General features: G+C 41.1%; 14 protein-coding genes and 1 pseudogene. 4 read left to right on the top strand and 11 right to left on the bottom strand.

Annotation, left to right across the window (positions count from 1 at the left end; translation table 11 throughout):
* The 3 genes and pseudogenes from BZG42_RS03915 to BZG42_RS03910 all read left to right on the top strand — a co-directional run bounded on the left by BZG42_RS03915 (position 1) and on the right by BZG42_RS03910 (position 2,133).
* On the top strand, positions 1–846 hold the full coding sequence (locus tag BZG42_RS03915; RefSeq protein WP_155995882.1) for an AraC family transcriptional regulator: 846 nt from the start codon (positions 1–3) through the stop codon (positions 844–846).
* Between the two features lie 217 nt (positions 847–1,063).
* Positions 1,064–1,219 (top strand): annotated as a pseudogene (locus tag BZG42_RS10070) (transposase); the annotation flags it as partial.
* Between the two features lie 320 nt (positions 1,220–1,539).
* The gene (locus BZG42_RS03910; protein WP_024531844.1) at positions 1,540–2,133 is read left to right on the top strand and encodes a TVP38/TMEM64 family protein; all 594 of its coding nucleotides are present in this window, start codon (positions 1,540–1,542) and stop codon (positions 2,131–2,133) included.
* Positions 2,134–2,412: 279 nt separating this feature from the next.
* On the opposite strand, the gene aguB is transcribed toward BZG42_RS03910, so the two are convergent.
* The 9 genes from aguB to dnaG all read right to left on the bottom strand — a co-directional run bounded on the left by aguB (position 2,413) and on the right by dnaG (position 13,954).
* Positions 2,413–3,288 (bottom strand): N-carbamoylputrescine amidase, encoded by an 876-nt coding sequence (gene aguB / locus BZG42_RS03905; protein WP_120171566.1) that lies wholly within the window; start codon positions 3,286–3,288, stop codon positions 2,413–2,415.
* On the bottom strand, positions 3,285–4,388 hold the full coding sequence (gene aguA / locus BZG42_RS03900) for an agmatine deiminase (protein ID WP_155964775.1): 1,104 nt from the start codon (positions 4,386–4,388) through the stop codon (positions 3,285–3,287). The genes aguB and aguA overlap by 4 nt, the downstream gene beginning before the upstream one ends.
* The gene (gene nspC / locus BZG42_RS03895) at positions 4,385–5,512 is read right to left on the bottom strand and encodes a carboxynorspermidine decarboxylase (protein ID WP_155963883.1); all 1,128 of its coding nucleotides are present in this window, start codon (positions 5,510–5,512) and stop codon (positions 4,385–4,387) included. The genes aguA and nspC overlap by 4 nt, the downstream gene beginning before the upstream one ends.
* Positions 5,513–6,772: a saccharopine dehydrogenase family protein gene (locus BZG42_RS03890; protein WP_024532362.1), complete on the bottom strand. Its 1,260-nt coding sequence runs from the start codon at positions 6,770–6,772 to the stop codon at positions 5,513–5,515.
* Positions 6,772–7,629, bottom strand: coding sequence for a polyamine aminopropyltransferase (gene speE / locus BZG42_RS03885; RefSeq protein ID WP_024532363.1), 858 nt, complete (start codon positions 7,627–7,629; stop codon positions 6,772–6,774). The genes BZG42_RS03890 and speE overlap by 1 nt, the downstream gene beginning before the upstream one ends.
* A 252-nt stretch (positions 7,630–7,881) precedes the next feature.
* The gene (locus BZG42_RS03880; RefSeq protein ID WP_120171563.1) at positions 7,882–9,330 is read right to left on the bottom strand and encodes an aminotransferase class I/II-fold pyridoxal phosphate-dependent enzyme; all 1,449 of its coding nucleotides are present in this window, start codon (positions 9,328–9,330) and stop codon (positions 7,882–7,884) included.
* A gap of 870 nt (positions 9,331–10,200) precedes the next feature.
* Positions 10,201–10,524 carry a metal-sulfur cluster assembly factor gene (locus BZG42_RS03875; protein WP_024532365.1) on the bottom strand — a complete coding sequence of 108 codons (324 nt, stop codon included), beginning with the start codon at positions 10,522–10,524 and terminating at the stop codon, positions 10,201–10,203.
* A 518-nt stretch (positions 10,525–11,042) separates the two neighbouring features.
* Positions 11,043–12,161, bottom strand: a complete 1,119-nt coding sequence (rpoD, locus tag BZG42_RS03870; protein WP_024532366.1) for an RNA polymerase sigma factor RpoD — start codon at positions 12,159–12,161, stop codon at positions 11,043–11,045.
* Positions 12,162–12,163: 2 nt separating this feature from the next.
* Positions 12,164–13,954 (bottom strand): DNA primase, encoded by a 1,791-nt coding sequence (gene dnaG / locus BZG42_RS03865; protein ID WP_155963887.1) that lies wholly within the window; start codon positions 13,952–13,954, stop codon positions 12,164–12,166.
* 179 nt (positions 13,955–14,133) lie between these two features.
* Here dnaG and mscL point away from each other — a divergent pair, with 179 nt between their 5' ends.
* A complete protein-coding gene (gene mscL, locus BZG42_RS03860) occupies positions 14,134–14,502 on the top strand; it encodes a large conductance mechanosensitive channel protein MscL (protein ID WP_120171561.1) in 369 nt (122 codons plus the stop codon).
* Between the two features lie 568 nt (positions 14,503–15,070).
* Here mscL and galE read toward each other — a convergent pair.
* Entirely contained in the window at positions 15,071–16,084 is a 1,014-nt protein-coding gene (gene galE / locus BZG42_RS03855) for a UDP-glucose 4-epimerase GalE (RefSeq protein ID WP_024532369.1), read from the bottom strand.
* Between the two features lie 257 nt (positions 16,085–16,341).
* Positions 16,342–16,518, bottom strand: a complete 177-nt coding sequence (gene rpsU / locus BZG42_RS03850) for a 30S ribosomal protein S21 (protein WP_000048054.1) — start codon at positions 16,516–16,518, stop codon at positions 16,342–16,344.
* Positions 16,519–16,674 lie beyond the last annotated feature (156 nt).

Here is a 16,674-nt window from a genome sequence, read left to right as displayed (position 1 = left end):
ATGTTGTTTTCTGAATTAAATACAGATACCAGTGACTTATCCATCGACTTCTACGGCTATGAGGATTGCGCTCCTTCTTACTCATTTGGACCAGCTATCCGAGACAACTACGTTCTCCACTACATCACCAAAGGAAAGGGGATATTTTACTACAACAATCAAGAAATTCACCTGTCTGCTGGAGATTTATTTCTCCTAAAACCAAATGAAGTGACATTTTATCAAGCAGATAAAAGGGACCCCTGGTCTTATTATTGGATCGGAATGGGAGGGAACAAATCCCAAGATTATATTGAGTTGTCCAGTATCGGCATTGATGCCTATCTCCGCAACAGTCTGAAAAAGTCAACTTCAAAAGTTGCTCAACAAATCATAAAATTGATTGCCAAGGCAGAATCTAGGGAAAGAACAACTAGAAATCAGCTGGAGCTTTTCAGCCAAGCCTATAAATTACTCTTTGAACTTAGTAGAGCTTCACCAAATCTAGAGGTCAGTCAACTTAGTCAGGCTGAAAAAATTTGTCAAGAATGTCGTCATATGATTGAGATGCATTATAATATTGATGGTTTGTCCATCTCGACCATCGCAGAAGATTTAAATGTCAACCGCTCTTACCTGACGACTCTCTTTAAAAAATTCCACCATGTTAGTCCTAAAGAATACCTATTGCAGGTTCGAATGAGACGAGCTAAACAATTACTTGAAGGAACAGAGGAACCCATCAAGGTTATTGCCTATTCTGTTGGTTTTATGGATCCTCTCTATTTCTCCAAAGTCTTCAGAGATTTTTATCACATGTCACCAAGTCAATGCCGCAAAACACCACTTTTGTCCGTTTCCAAATGAGATTGCTGTCATTTTAAACATCCTAGTATATTTTGGCTATTTCGAGCTATAAAAATAGTTTGAGACTTTTTATCTCAAACTATTTTTGTTATAGTATTTTCGCTCCGTAAGTGCGAAACAAATAAACAACCCGTTATGCGGGTGCGCATCGGCAGTTGTCCCAAAAAGCTCAAAACGCGTTACAAGTAAGTTTGTTCAATCCCATTGTATAGCAAAAATGGCTCAAAAGGCTCATACAAAATGGATGTGTAAATACCACATTGTCTTCACCCTAAGTATAGACGAAAAATCATCTATAATCAATACAGAAGTAATCTTCCGCCACCTACGTTAATACAAGGGTATTGAAATCATAGAGGGACACTTAGAACCTATATTCACAACATCATAAAATCCTTAAAATACGACTAGTGTGAGGTAGTTCTTCTAAAGCGGAACTATGATAATAGTACTGATTTTTCAACATCCTTGACTAATCTTCAAGAGTGGTTCAACCAAGAGAAAGTCCGCTATACTACCCAATGATTTGGTATGATTTGCCAGCTTCCTTTGATTTTTTCAAGTTCTGGTCTCCCTTGTCAAAGCTTTCCTCAATGAATCCCTCAAATTTTTTCAGAACTGTTGGCTAATAACTAGCTTCATTTTTATGGAATTAAGATGTAAAAAAACGTTGAAATATGGTAAAATAAAGCTATGTATAAATTTTGGCAAAAAACGATTCAAATTTTAAGTGTTCTCACCCTGATTGGAACCATTGGTTTTCTATTTTGGCTCTATAAGATTGGTATTTTAAATGACCAAAATGTTTTGAGCGATCTGATAAAAAGTCAAGGAACTTTGGGGATTCTCTCCTTCTTGGCAATTCAAATCATCCAGGTTGTTTTCCCGATTATTCCTGGTGGTGTTACAACTGTTGTTGGCTTCTTGGTATTTCATTTTTGGTTGGGATTTTTCCTCAACTACATTGGTATCTCTATAGGAAGTATCATCCTCTTCTGGTTGGCACGTCGCTATGGGAAAAAATTCTGCCTACTATTCATGTCCGAAGAAACTTTCCACAAGTATGAAAGTAAGATTGATAATAAGCGTAGCTATGAAATTTTCTTCATTTTCTGCATGCTTTCCCCTATTTCTCCTGCGGACATTGTGGTGATGATTACCGGCTTGACCAGTATGAGTTATCGCAAGTTTATCACTATCACCTTACTTTGTCGTCCCTTCTCCGTTGTGGCTTACAGTTTCTTCTGGATTTACGGAAGTCAATGGCTACGACAGTTATTAGGATAAAATGTACCCTAGTTCCAACATTGGACTAGGTTTTTATGTTACTCTGAGAAAAAGTGTAGAATTTGTGTAGAGTCCCAATCCATTTTTCTACAGTTAGTGACGAAAAAGGAGAAAAGAGGTTGGGACAATAGTCCAATTTCATATATAAAAAGCGAACAAAACCAGTTTTCTGACAATCAGAATCTTGGTTTGTTCGATTTTTTTGTTCAATTATAGATCTAAAGGACTTGATAATTGAGATTTTCAAAATTGAAAATCTTTTTGTCCCAAGCTCTTTTATTATTCTACAATGCGCTTATACATATACGGTCTGCGATCTCTGAAAAGTCCCCAATCCAAGCGCTCGCGTGCACCTTTGTCTAAATCATAACTAGCAAGCAAGATCTCTTCTTCATCGCGACTGGCCTTGATTAGTAAGCCACCTGTTTCATCAGTCATAAAGGAAGACCCATAAAAATTCAGGCTAGATGACTGACCACCATTTTCCACAGAAGGACCTACTTCTTCCAAACCGATACGGTTGGCGGCAATAACCGGAAGAATATTTGCTGCTGCATGTCCCTGCATGGTCCGCTGCCAATGCCCTTGACTATCTGTTTCTAAAATTGGCTCAGATCCGATAGCTGTCGGATAAAAGAGTAATTCTGCTCCATTAAGGGCTAAACAACGGGCTGTTTCTGGAAACCACTGGTCCCAACAAATACCAATACCAATCTTAGCATAGCGAGTCTCCCATACCTTAAAGCCTGTATCGCCCGGTGTGAAGTAAAATTTCTCTTGGTAATAATGGTCATCAGGAATGTGGGTCTTACGGTAAACGCCCAATACAGAGCCATCAGCATCAATCACTGCAATAGAATTGTAGAGACTATTGCCATCTTTTTCATAGAAAGAAATAGGTAAAACTACTTGCAACTCTCTTGCAATGGGAATAAAGTGTTGAATGGCATCATTTTCTTCTACCGACTTGGCATAGCCATAATAGTCGTACTGGCGCTCCTGACAAAAATAAGGACGTTCAAAGAGTTCTGGTAAAAGGATAATTTGCGCACCTTGCTGACTTGCTTGTCGAACCAAGCGTTCTGCGGTTACTAGATTTTCAACCAGTTCTTGACTGCACTGCATCTGGATAGCTGCTACTGTAACCTGTCTCATAGATTTTCCTTTCTAAATGCTGGAATTTGCTGGGTAATACAATGGATATTGCCTCCTCCCAAAAGGATGTCACGGGCTGGTATTCCAACAATTTTCCTAGTGGGAAAAAGAGAGGCTAAAATCTCGACAGCCATCACATCATGAATATCCCCAAATTGAGGCACTAAGACTGCTCCATTACTAATATAAAAATTAACATAAGAAGCCGCTAAGCGTTCACCGACAGCCCTCTCTTCCTCCCCTACTTCATAGGCATAACCCGGCAGATCCTCTTCTGTCACCAAAATAGGATTCTTTGGAATTGGGAGTTTGTGGACTGTGAACTTTCTTCCTTTAGCATCCACTTGAGTTGCCAGATAGTCCAAATCGGCTTTTGACATAAAAAATTGAGGATCCGTTTCGTCATCTGTCCAAGCTAGAACAAGCTCCGCTGGACCGACAAAGGCAGCTACATTGTCTACATGCTCATTGGTTTCATCATTGTAGATTCCGTAGGGCAACCAAATAATTTTTTCAGCTCCCAGACTATCTAGTAAAACTTGCTCAATCTCCTCTTTTATCAGATGAGGATTGCGCCCTGGACTGAGTAAACAGGATTCGGTCACCAGAATTGTTCCCTCACCATCACTATGGATGGCACCACCTTCTAAGACAAAGGGGTGACAATCATAAATAGGTAAGCCGATAGTGTGGCTGAATCGGCTGGCTACTTGATCATCGGCTTCATAATTCTGGTAGAGACCATCGTAGTCACCGCCCCAAGCATTGAAGGCCCAGTCGACAGACAAAGCTCTGCTATTTTCATTAAGCAAAATGGTAGGACCGGTATCACGCGCCCAAGCATCGTTAGTAGGAATATCTAGATAGACCACAGAGTCTCCTAGTATCATCTGAGCTTCTGCCAAATGCGCCTTATCCACTAAGAGATAGACCTGCTCACTTTCAGCAATCGTAAAAATAACCTGTGCAAAGGCCTTCTTGGCTCCTTGACCATCAAAAGGCCATGAGCCTGGTCTAGTCGGCCAGATCATGAGGGTACCATGATGGGGCTCGTATTCAGCAGGCATGCGGTATCCAGCCTCTTTTGGACTTTTCATCACGATAGCCTCCCCTTAAAATCCTCATAACCGAAAGTCTTGACGATGCGACACTCACCTTGCTTATCCATCAAAACCAGACTTGGCAATCCGATGCCGTTAAAGGTGTTGTTTTTGACAAAAGAATAGATAGCCATGTCTTCAAAGTAGAGCTTATCACCAATCTGAATAGGTTGCTCAAAGGAATAATCACCAATAATATCACCAGTCAAACATGTATTGGAAGATAGGCGATAGGTATAGTCTTTCTCACCTGCCTCAAAACCAGATCGCAAAGGTGGGCGATAAGGCATTTCTAAGACATCTGGCATATGACAGGTGGCTGAAGTATCCAAGATCAGGGTTTCAATACCATTTTCTACAATATCAAGAACTTCGGTCGCAAGATAGCCTGCATTGAGGGCAATAGCCTCACCCGGTTCGATATAAACTTCTACTCCATAGGTTTCTTGTATATGCTGGATAGAGGAAACAAGTAACCTCAGGTCATAATCCTCTCTTGTTATGTGATGACCGCCCCCCATATTTAGCCACTTGATACGGTGGAGATAAGACCCAAATCTTTCCTCAACAGCATCCAGAGTTATTTTCAAGTCGTCGGCATTTTGTTCACACAGAGTATGGAAATGCAAGCCATCCACTAGGTCCAACAAGTCTTCTGAAAACTGGTCTATTCGGACACCAAAACGAGAACCTGCTGCACAGGGGTCATATAGGGCATGCTCTCCCTGAGTAGAACATTCTGGATTGATACGTAGACCGATACTAACACCAACTTCTCTGCATTTTTCAACATGCTTTCGCAACTGGCGTTCCGAATTAAAAACAATATGGTCCGCAATCTCTAATATTTCTTCCAAATCTGTATCCTTAAAAGCTGGGGCGAAGACATGAACTTCACCGCCAAACTCTTCTCGACCTAATTTTGCTTCATAGAGTCCTGAGGCGGTCGTTCCAGCTAAGTATTGGCTAATCAATGGATAGGTGGCATACATGGAAAAAGCCTTCTGAGCCAAAAGAACCTTACAGCCGGTTTGATCTTGGACAGACTTGAGGATTTGAAGATTTTTTTCTAGTTTAGCTTCATCAATGATGTAGGCTGGCGTTGGGATTTCTTCTATTCTCATTTAATCCACCAACACTGGATTTTCGACTACCTGCCATGGTAGACCGTATTGATTGAGTAGAGCCATGAACGGATCTGGATCCAATTCTTCCAAATTGTAAACGCCTGGCTGCTTCCATGTACCATCCATAACGAGCTTGGTGCCAATCATAGCTGGCACACCTGTCGTATAGGAAATAGCTTGTGAACCAACTTCCTTGTAGCATTCTTGGTGGTCGCAGACATTGTAAATGTAGATGGTCTTCTCAACACCATCTTTAATACCTGTGAAGATACAACCAATATTGGTTTTTCCAACGGTTCGTGGACCAAGACTAGCTGGATCCGGTAGAAGGGCTTTGAGGAATTGGATCGGTACGACTTCCTGACCGTTAAAATGGATTGGATCCGTGCGGAGAAGACCAACATTTTCCAGACATTTCATGTGAGTCAGGTAAGATTGCCCAAAGGTCATAAAGAAACGAATGCGTTTCACACCTGGAATATTTTTAGCAAGAGACTCGATTTCTTCGTGATGAAGGAGGTACATGTCCTTTTGCCCTACTTCAGGGAAGTCGTACTCACGCTTAATAGACATAGCTTCTACTTCTACCCATTTACCGTTTTCCCAGTAGGATCCTGGTGCAGAAACCTCACGTAGATTGATTTCTGGATTGAAGTTTGTTGCAAAGGGATAACCATGGTCTCCACCATTACAATCCAAAATGTCGATATAATGAATCTCATCAAAGTAGTGCTTGAGAGCGTAAGCAGAAAATACACTTGTCACACCCGGATCAAAGCCACTTCCTAAAAGTGCTGTCAGCCCTGCTTTTTCAAAACGCTCCTTATAAGCCCACTGCCAAGAATAGTCAAAATAGGCTGTGAATCCCTCTTCTTCACAACGTTTTTCATAAATAGCTCGCCACTCAGGATCTTCTGTATCTTCACATTCGTAATTGGCCGTATCGATATAGTCGACTCCTGTCGCCAAACAAGCATCCATAATAGCCAGATCCTGATAGGGCAAAGCCACATTCAACACCGCCTTGGGCTGATAGCTTTCTATCAAGGCGATAACTTCTTCCACCTTATCCGCATCAACTTGAGCAGTTTCAATTTTTGTGGCTGTTTTTCCTTCAAGACTAGCCTTTACATCGTCACACTTGGACTTGGTGCGACTGGCAATCATAACTTCCTTGAAAGTATCTGAAGCTTGACAAATCTTACTGATGGCTACTTGAGCAACACCACCACATCCAATCACTAACAAACGACTCATTATTTTTTCTCCTCTTCTTCTAAAATAGCTTCAACATAGCGGGGCAAAAGAAAAGCTCCCACGTGCAGATTTGCTGTATAGTACTCTGTAAAAAGTTGACGTGCTTTCCATTTGTCCTTATCAAAATCTTCAATAGGATGGTATTTCTTTGAAGCAAAGCCAAATAGCCAGTAACCTGCTGCCGAAGTAGGAATATGGGCCTGATAAACCCGACTGATAGGGAAAGATTGAGTAGCCTTACGGTGCATGGAACGAAAGGCCGACTCATCCTCATCATAAAAAGGCGAACCATGTTGATAGACCATTATGCCATCTTCTTTCAAAGCACGAAAGGCATTACCATAAAATTCCTTAGTGAATAAGCCCTCTGTATGTCCAAAAGGATCGGTTGCATCATTGATGATAATATCATATTCATTCTCACAGTTACGTAAAAAACGCAATCCATCTTGCAAGTAGACCTCTACTCGCTCATCCTCTAAACCTGAAGCATAATCAGGAAAATATTCCCGACACACTTCAACCAGAAGCTCATCGGGTTCTACAACATCAATCTGTTCAATTTCAGGATACATGCTTAGTACTTGGGCGACACCACCATCACCCCCACCCAAAATCAAGATTTTTTTAGGATTGGGATGGACAGCCATAGGCACATGGACAGCCATTTCGTTATATACAAAATCATCCACATCTGAAAAAAGAACACGACCATTAAGGGTCAAAATTTTACCGAAAGCCGGTGAATCCAATACTGCAATATCCTGAAACTCACTTCTACCTGCATAGAGTTGCTGGCTGGTTCTAATAGATAATTTCACATCTGGAGTCTGGACTTCTGAAAACCACATTTCCATATCAAGATATAAGGGGACGATTTGCCGAAAAGGATCGTACAAAATAGAAAATCTTATAAAACAGTTTACTTCTAAGAAAAATTCTAACTTGACGAGGCAGCAAGTCCCCTGTTTAATTCCTTTCTTACTAATCTTTTGTGCTGATAGCTTCTTAGGCAGTTGAGAGATAAATGGAATACCTGAGGCGATTCACTTCTCCTCTAGTATCAGTGCCCCCTGACCACAAAAGCTATCGTTTGAAAGTTAGGCTGTTTAGCCTTCCTTAATCACATTGATACAATTAACATCTGGATCCTCTGTTCCCTGAAGCGAACAGCCACGCTCCTTGGCAAAGACAATATAATCAACAATTTCTTGTGTGACACGCTCACCTGGTGCCAGTAAAGGAATCCCTGGCGGATAGCACATGACAAACTCACCACATACTTGTCCCACTGCTTCTTGTAGCAGACGACTTTCACGCTGAGCATAAAAAGCTTCCTGTGGTGATAAGACTAGTTGAGGTTGGATATATTCACCCGAAATCAAATCTGACCCATCGCGTGAATAGAGCCTCTTGATGTCAGCTAAGGCACCCACTAGACGCTCAATATCCTGCAAGCGATCACCGATAGAAATGTAGGCCAAGATATTCCCAATATCACCAAACTCGATTTGTATATCGTATTCATCACGTAGCAAATCGTAAACTTCAATACCAGTCAGACCGATCCCCTGTGTATAGATAGATAACTTGGTCACATCAAAGTCATGGACAGTTTTTCCATCAATTAGCTCTTTAGAATAGGCATAGTAACCACCAATCGCGTTGATCTCTCGGCGTGCATACTCAGACATCTCAATTACTTTTTCAAAAGATTCTCTACCACGCAGAGCTAGGTTTCGTCGTGAAATATCTAGACTGGACAGAAGCAAATAAGAAGCTGAGGTAGATTGGGTCAGATTGATAATCTGACGGACATATTCTACATTCATTTCTGGACCTACTAGCAGGAGAGAGCTTTGTGTCAAACTTCCACCTGATTTGTGCATAGATACTGCTGCCATATCCGCTCCTGCATCCATGGCAGACAAGGGGAGCTGGTCAGAAAAATGCAAGTGTGCCCCATGAGCCTCATCTACCAAAACCTTCATTCCCGCCGCATGAGCCATCTGAGTCAAAGTCTTGAGATCCGAACAAATACCATAGTAAGTCGGATTATTTATGAGAACTGCCACTGCATCAGGGTGTTGTGCAATAGCACGTTCAAAAGCTTCATTTTCCAAAGCAAGTGCAATACCAATCTCAGGCTGGACACTCATATCCACATAGACTGGGATAGCACCGCATAAAACGAGGGCATTGAGGGCCGATTTATGAACATTCCGTGGTAGGATAATCTTATCTCCTGCTTTACAAGTTGCTAAAATCATGGTTTGAACAGACGAGGTCGTTCCTCCAACCATGAGAAAGGCATGGCTAGCGCCAAATGCTTCTGCTGCTAACTCTTCCGCTTCTCGAATGATGGAAACGGGATGTCCCAGATTGTCTAAGGGCTTCATAGAATTGACATCTATTCCAACGCATTTTTCACCCAAGAGTTCAACTAGTTCTGGATTTCCTCGTCCACGTTTATGACCTGGAACATCAAAGGGAACAATCCGCTTCCGTCGTAACTTTACCAATCCCTCATAAATAGGGGCCTGGTGCTGATTTTTCATATTGAAAAATTCTCCTTTACTTGATATAAGAACTTGTATCCACAGTCCAAACACTAGTCCACCAGACTATTTTGGATTTCCTTTGTTAGCTTTTCCGGCAGTACTACTAGTATACTAGCAAAAAATTATAGCTTGAATCTAAGATGTTTGTCTGTGAATCTAACTTCTCACTCCAACCCTTTTTAAACAAGTAAAAAGAGCAGGGTAAAATCCTGCTCTACAATCGCTATTGACGTTTTTTATTCTTCTATTGAGTTTATGTGCCTACCGTTTCCTACTCTCCAGTGCAAATATATACGTACTTTATTGACCGTTTCACAAGATGACGTGTGCTTTCACCACACTAACTTTGCTATGAATTAGGAACTAACTCCTAAAATCAACTTATAAAATGTAGGCTTTTAACCCTATCAATAATGTGGCTGAGGCCACGCTTCGGCATTCGACCCGCCTGTCCGTAGGCTTTGGTATTGACAAAGGATAAGCATCCCTGCCCCATATAGGTCTGATATTTGCTAGAATAGGTATCTTACTCTTCGAAAATCAAAACTCCCTATCGCTTCATCTGAAGGAGTGGCAATCTTTGACGAGAACTTCTGTCCACTATCCGAAAAGCAACCAAGCTCTCTTCTTTAGTACACACAGACTTCACTCGCCTTAATTTCCCTTTCAAATAGCCACTTTCCTGACTATTTGAACTAGTTGGCTTTTAATGTTCTTTAAGTAGCACTACTTTTCCTAGGCCAAACCATTCTAACACTAAAAACTGAATATTGCAATAAAAAAACTCAATATTATTAACATATTTCAAAAAAATACTAACAAAAATTAAAAACATGACTTTCTCGTTCGAAAATCATGTTTACTCATCTATTTAATACCAAGGGCAATTCGCGCATAGCGGCTCATTTTCTGCACTGTCCAAGCTGGCGACCAAACCAATCTCACATCTACTTCTGTCACTTCCGGAACATCCTTGAGGACATCATGAATCTGATCGGTAATCAAATCAGCCAAAGGACATCCCATAGTTGTAAGGGTCATATCAATTTCTGCCTTTCCTTCGATAAAGCGAATCTCATAAATGAGTCCCAAATTGATAATATCAATCCCAAGCTCGGGGTCAATCACATCTTCAAGAGCATGAAAAATACGCTCCTGAATGTCTTTCATTTGTTCTTCTGTATAAGCCATTTTTCTCTCTTTCTTTGGTCAAGTATTCCATGAGTGGATACCACCAGATGCAATTCAACTGCCTCTAGGAATATTCACTTTAAATTTTTAGGCAAATGAGTCTCCCATATAAATGCTTGCTTATTGGCAGTCCTTGACATACCACATCAGCCGAGTTGATACAGCCCATCTGGAGACTTTCCACATTCTATACAAGTGTTAAAAGGTCTTGAACAACCCTAGCGTTCGAATTTCTTGGCTCGGGTTAAAACACCACGTCAGTGGTGGCCTCGCTTTCGGGTTTCTTGGCTCGGGTTAAAACACCACGTCAGTGGTGACCTAGCGTTCGAATTTCTTGGCTCGGGTTAAAACACCACATCAGTGGTGGCCTCGCTTTCGGGTTTCTTGGCTCGGGTTAAAACACCACGTCAGTGGTGGCCTCGCGTTCGAATTTCTTGGCTCGGGTTAAAGCACCACGTCAGTGGTGGCCTCGCGTTCGAATTTCTTGGCTCGGGTTAAAACACCACATCAGTGGTGTTTTAATCCTCCATAAAGTCACGGAGGGGTTTGCTACGGGATGGGTGGCGTAGTTTACGGAGGGCTTTGGCTTCGATCTGACGGATGCGTTCACGGGTCACATTAAAGACCTTACCGACATCTTCTAGGGTACGCATTTTCCCATCGTCCAGACCAAAACGCAGGCGCAATACATTTTCCTCACGGTCAGTCAGCGTATCCAATACCTCATCCAGTTGTTCACGCAGTACCACACGAGTCGTATAGTCAACTGGATTTTCAATCACTTCATCTTCGATAAAATCACCTAAGTGGCTATCATCTTCCTCACCAATCGGTGTTTCAAGAGAAACTGGTTCCTGAGCAATTTTGAGGATTTCACGCACTTTTTCAGGTGTCATATCCATACGCTCTGCGATCTGCTCAGGTGTGGGGTCTTGACCGAGTTCTTGCAAAAGGTTGCGTTGTTCACGAACAAGCTTATTGATGGTTTCAACCATATGAACAGGAATGCGAATCGTACGAGCTTGGTCAGCAATGGCACGTGTAATCGCCTGACGGATCCACCAAGTCGCATAGGTTGAGAATTTAAAACCTTTCGAGTAGTCGAATTTATCAACAGCCTTCATCAAGCCCATATTTCCTTCTTGAATGAGGTCAAGAAACTGCATCCCACGTCCCACATAACGCTTTGCAATCGAAACGACCAAACGAAGGTTGGCTTCAGCTAGACGCTGTTTGGCTTCTGGGTCTCCAGCTTCCACAGCCAAGGCTAGCTCTTGCTCTTCTTCATTCGTCAAAAGTGGAACAACACCGATTTCCTTCAAGTACATGCGAACAGGGTCATTTACTTTTGCAGAGGTGCTACCGAGTAAGTCCTCATCAGATAATTCTGGTTCTTCTTCTACTTGCATAGCACGCGCAGAAGGATTTCCATCCTTATCAACAATTGAAATCCCTGCATCCTGAATCCGTTGGAGCAAATCATCAATTCCATCCGCATCAAGTGTGAAAGGAATGACCAATTGGTCGTTGATTTCATCATCCGTAGCCGCACCTTGCTTCTTGTGGTTGCGGATAAATTCAGCAACTTGCACATCAAAAGTAGTTACTTCTGTTTTTTTATCTTTTTTGCTTGTCATATTTACTCCATTTGTCTTCTTCTATCGAGGAGTTTTTGTAACTCATCGAGGGCAATATCTGCATTTCCCACGTGGGAATGCTCACGGATTTTCCGTGCTAACTGTTGATTCTCCTTTTTCAACAGTTCCCGATCTCGTCGGAATTCTAATTCTTCCATCTCATTCGATGCCACTTCTTGCGGCAAACGTTCTTCTTGCATTCGATACCAAGCTTGTTGAACAGAATCATCCAGTTGAGACAAGTCAAAGCTAGTAACTTCCCCTTGCCTTTTCAAAATATCGTACAGAAGCTGCAATTCTGGCGTTGCAAAATAAAAATCTTCCCTTAAACGAAATTCATTTAAAATATAGGGATGTTCTACCATTCGAGAGAGCAAGTGATTCTCTGTCCGAATGAGACGAGTAACTCGTGTAACCGCCTGAATGGGAGGCAGATAAGGCTGACTAGCCTGATCGTGATACACCTGCTGAGTTCGTTGCTGCCGCTGATTCAAGCGGATAGCATTAACAGCTTGCTCCACCTGACCATAATCAAAATCCGAAAGCAAATCTGCTATTTTATAAATATAAGAATTTTGGGCGGTGATGGATGAAACTTTAGCAATGATAGGGGCAATCTTATCCACAAACTCAATTTGCATTTGCAGATTATCAGGATTTTCAGGCTTCCAATATTGAATCAAAAATTCAACATCACTGATGCGTGACTTGGTTAGAACCTGTTGCAAAGCCTCTTCTGAGTTTTTTTGCAGAAACTCATCTGGATCCATATTGTCTGGAAGACTAACAATCTCCACCTGAAAATCTTGCAACTCATCCAATGCTTTCAGCGTTGCCGCTTGTCCAGCCTTGTCCCCGTCGTATGTCAGGACAATTTTCTTGCAAAACTTAGCTAGATGTCCGACATGCTCTCTGGTAAGAGCTGTCCCCATAGAGGCAACCGCATTATCAATACCGGCGCGGTGGGCTGCAATAACATCCAAAAAGCCCTCCATCAGGTAGACTTCCCGTTGCTTTTTTATGACCGCTTTAGCCCTGTCCAAATGATATAATTCGTAACTCTTATTAAAAATAGCTGTGCTACGTGAATTTTTGTACTTGGCCAGTTGCTTATTGTTTCGGTCAATCTCCGTCCAAATCCGACCCGAAAAGGCTACGATTCGACCATATTCGTCCGTCAAGGGGAAAATAATTCTAGCTTGAAAAGCGTCGTAGATAATATTATTTTCACCAGGATTGAACAAACCAGAGTTCAACAAGCTCTCCTCATCATACTGACGTGACAGTTTTTGATAGAGAATAGTTTGCTCAGCAGGTGCCAAGCCTAGTTGGAAAGCCTTGATAACCTCATCGTTCAGCCCTCGTTGGTGCAAATAAGTTCTGGCTGCTTCTCCCATCTTGGTTGTCATCAAAAGAGCATGATAAAATTTTGCCGCATCCCGATGAATATCGTAAAGAATCTGATGAGGACTCATCTGTTTTTCTTCCTGACGATGGGAAGGCGTAATGTCCAACTGAAGACCAGCTTTTTCGGCCAGGATAGCCGCTGCATCCACAAAAGAAACCCCATTAGTTTCCTCTACAAACTTGAAGACATCACCAGATTTCCCACATCCAAAACAGTGGTAAAACTGCTTATCCTCAATCACATTAAACGAAGGTGTTTTTTCTCCATGAAAAGGACAAAGACCGATATAGTTACGGCCAGCTTTGGTCAGAGCAACAGTCTCGCCAATAACATCAACGATATTGAGAGCTTGCTTTATTTCAGTAATCTTATCTTTTGAAAGCATGTCCCCCCCTCATATCATACGAGTTCATTCAAAAATGAACACTCTTCCCTTAGTTTAACATATTCTATTTTATACTAAATGAGGAAAAATGTAAAATTTATAAAACAAAGTACTTGTAAAATATTTTTTTATGTTTATAATAGAGGGAGTAATAATTTATGAAAGGACATATTTAGGATATGTTGAAAGAATTGAAAGCATTTTTGTTCCGTGGGAACATTGTTGACCTTGCTGTAGCTGTTGTAATCGGTGGTGCATTCGGTGCGATTATCAAATCATTTGTTGAGGATATTATCACTCCATTGATTTTAAATCCTGCCTTGGAAGCTGCGAATGTTCAAAATATCGCTGATCTTGCTTGGAATGGTGTGAAATACGGTAGCTTCTTGAGCGCTATCATCAACTTCTTGATTATCGGTACTGCAATGTTCTTTGTCGTTAAGGCTGCTGAAAAAGCAATGCCTAAAAAAGTTGAAGAAGAAACTCCTGCAGGTCCAACTCAAGAAGAACTTCTTGCAGAAATCCGTGACTTGTTGAAAAACAAATAATATGGAAACAGGTATAATGCCTGTTCAGATTGAAGAAAAAGTCCATTTTGGAGATATTCTTCAATCTTTTTTCTTTTACTTAGAAAATTAAAAACTCTGAGAAATGCAAGTATGATAGTATTTATCGGAATTTTCATTATGTAGTAGTCAATCTCTAAATTTGAAATTATTCTATTGTTGATAGGGTTTGTCTACGCTCTGAAACAGGCATTGTACCTGTTTTTCTTATCGTTAATAAAAAAATGCGTGCAGATACTTATATCTCAAATTGAAGAAAAGGTTCGCTTGGGGCAAGTTCTTCAATCTTTCTTCTTTATTATTGAAAAACAAAGAGGTTGGGACAATAGTCCAATCTCATATATAAAAAGCGAACAAACCAAGATTCTGATTGTCAGAAAACTAGTTTTGTTCGCTTTTTTTGTTCAATTATAAATCTAAAGGACTTGATAATTGAGATTTTCAAAATTGAAAATCTTTTTGTCCCAAGCTCTTATTTATAGTTTACGTTTTATTAGCTCTGATAAGAATCTACATGCTCAGGTATAAGCAAACACCTTGCATCTTTTTCTTATCCTTCATAGCCACTTGGATTTTTTGATTGCCAATTCCAAGTGTCACGGCACATGTCCTCAATCGTTTTTTCCGTCTTCCAATCCAATTCTCTGAGAGCTTTGTCAGCATTTGCGTAGCAGGTTGCGACATCACCCGGGCGACGGTCTACAATTCTATAGGGAACAGGGACACCATTTACCTTCTCAAATGCCTGTACCAATTCTAGCACGCTTGTACCTTGACCCGAACCTAGATTATAGGTGTGGACACCTGTTGCGGATGAAATTTTTTCTAAGGCTTTGATGTGACCTAAAGCCAGATCAACGACATGGATGTAGTCTCGAACACCTGTCCCATCCACTGTGTCGTAATCGTTTCCGAAGACATTTAGCTGCTCACGCTTTCCTACAGCTACCTGTGCAATAAATGGCATAAGGTTATTCGGGATACCCGCAGGATCTTCACCGATCAAGCCTGACTCGTGAGCACCAATTGGATTAAAGTAGCGAAGGAGCGCAACACTCCACTTGCTATCTGCAATTTCCACATCACGAAGAATCTGCTCTAGCATGACCTTGGTATATCCGTAAGGATTGGTAGCACTCGTTGGCATGTATTCGACCAGTGGAGATGGGTTGTTTAGACCATAAACGGTGGCACTTGAAGAAAATACTATTTTCTTAACACCAAACTCAGCCATTACTTCTACAAGAGACAGGGTTGACATGATGTTATTTTCGTAGTACATAATCGGTTTTTCAACAGACTCACCGACTGCCTTGTAGCCTGCAAAATGAATGGCTGATTCAATCGCCTCTTTTTCAAAAACTGTTCGGAGACCATCCTTATCTGCAACATCTAGCTGATAGAAGGTCGGGCGCTTGCCAGTAATTTCTTCAATACGATCCAAAACAACAATATTTGAGTTGGAAAGATTATCAACAATCACGACTTCCTTACCCAATTTCAACAATTCGACAACTGTGTGACTACCAATGTAGCCTGCCCCACCTGTTACTAAGATACTCATTTGACAACTCCTTCTCTACCCTCGAACATCAATCATCTCCACTTCATCCTCTTCAAAAATCAAAACTATAATGTCACTTTGATTTGATGAACTTGGGTGCTATTTTCTCATCTATTTTTTGATGTTCACCGAGGATTACCTTCGATGTTCCTAACGCATTGCTCGAAAAAAGATTTTTTCTACATAGCTATTATAAGTCACTCAAGGTAAAAAGTAAACAAAAAAACAGCTCCCAAACAGAGCTGTTTCAAATTCAATTAGAATTTTTTACGCTTGCGAGCTGCTTCTGATTTACGTTTGCGCTTTACAGATGGTTTTTCGTAGAACTCACGTTTACGTGTTTCTTGAAGAGTACCAGCTTTAGTAACCGCACGTTTGAAACGACGAAGAGCATCATCAAGTGATTCGTTCTTGCGTACTACTGTTTTTGACATTTTTTTCACTCCCCTCAATTTCAAAGTCCCTATCATTTTACTATGATTCCAACCGTTTGTCAATCTTTTTTTGATTCTGGTATGTGGTAAATTTTGGAGAGAATCCAAAATTGACTTATCACCCAAGAAACCATGTGTTGCTCTAACTAAAAGAAG

Source organism: Streptococcus sp. DAT741 (genome assembly GCF_009866825.1).
GTDB lineage: Bacteria > Bacillota > Bacilli > Lactobacillales > Streptococcaceae > Streptococcus > Streptococcus ruminantium.
The sequence above is the reverse complement of the archived record's forward strand: the minus strand, read 5'-3'. Positions and strand labels throughout refer to the sequence as shown.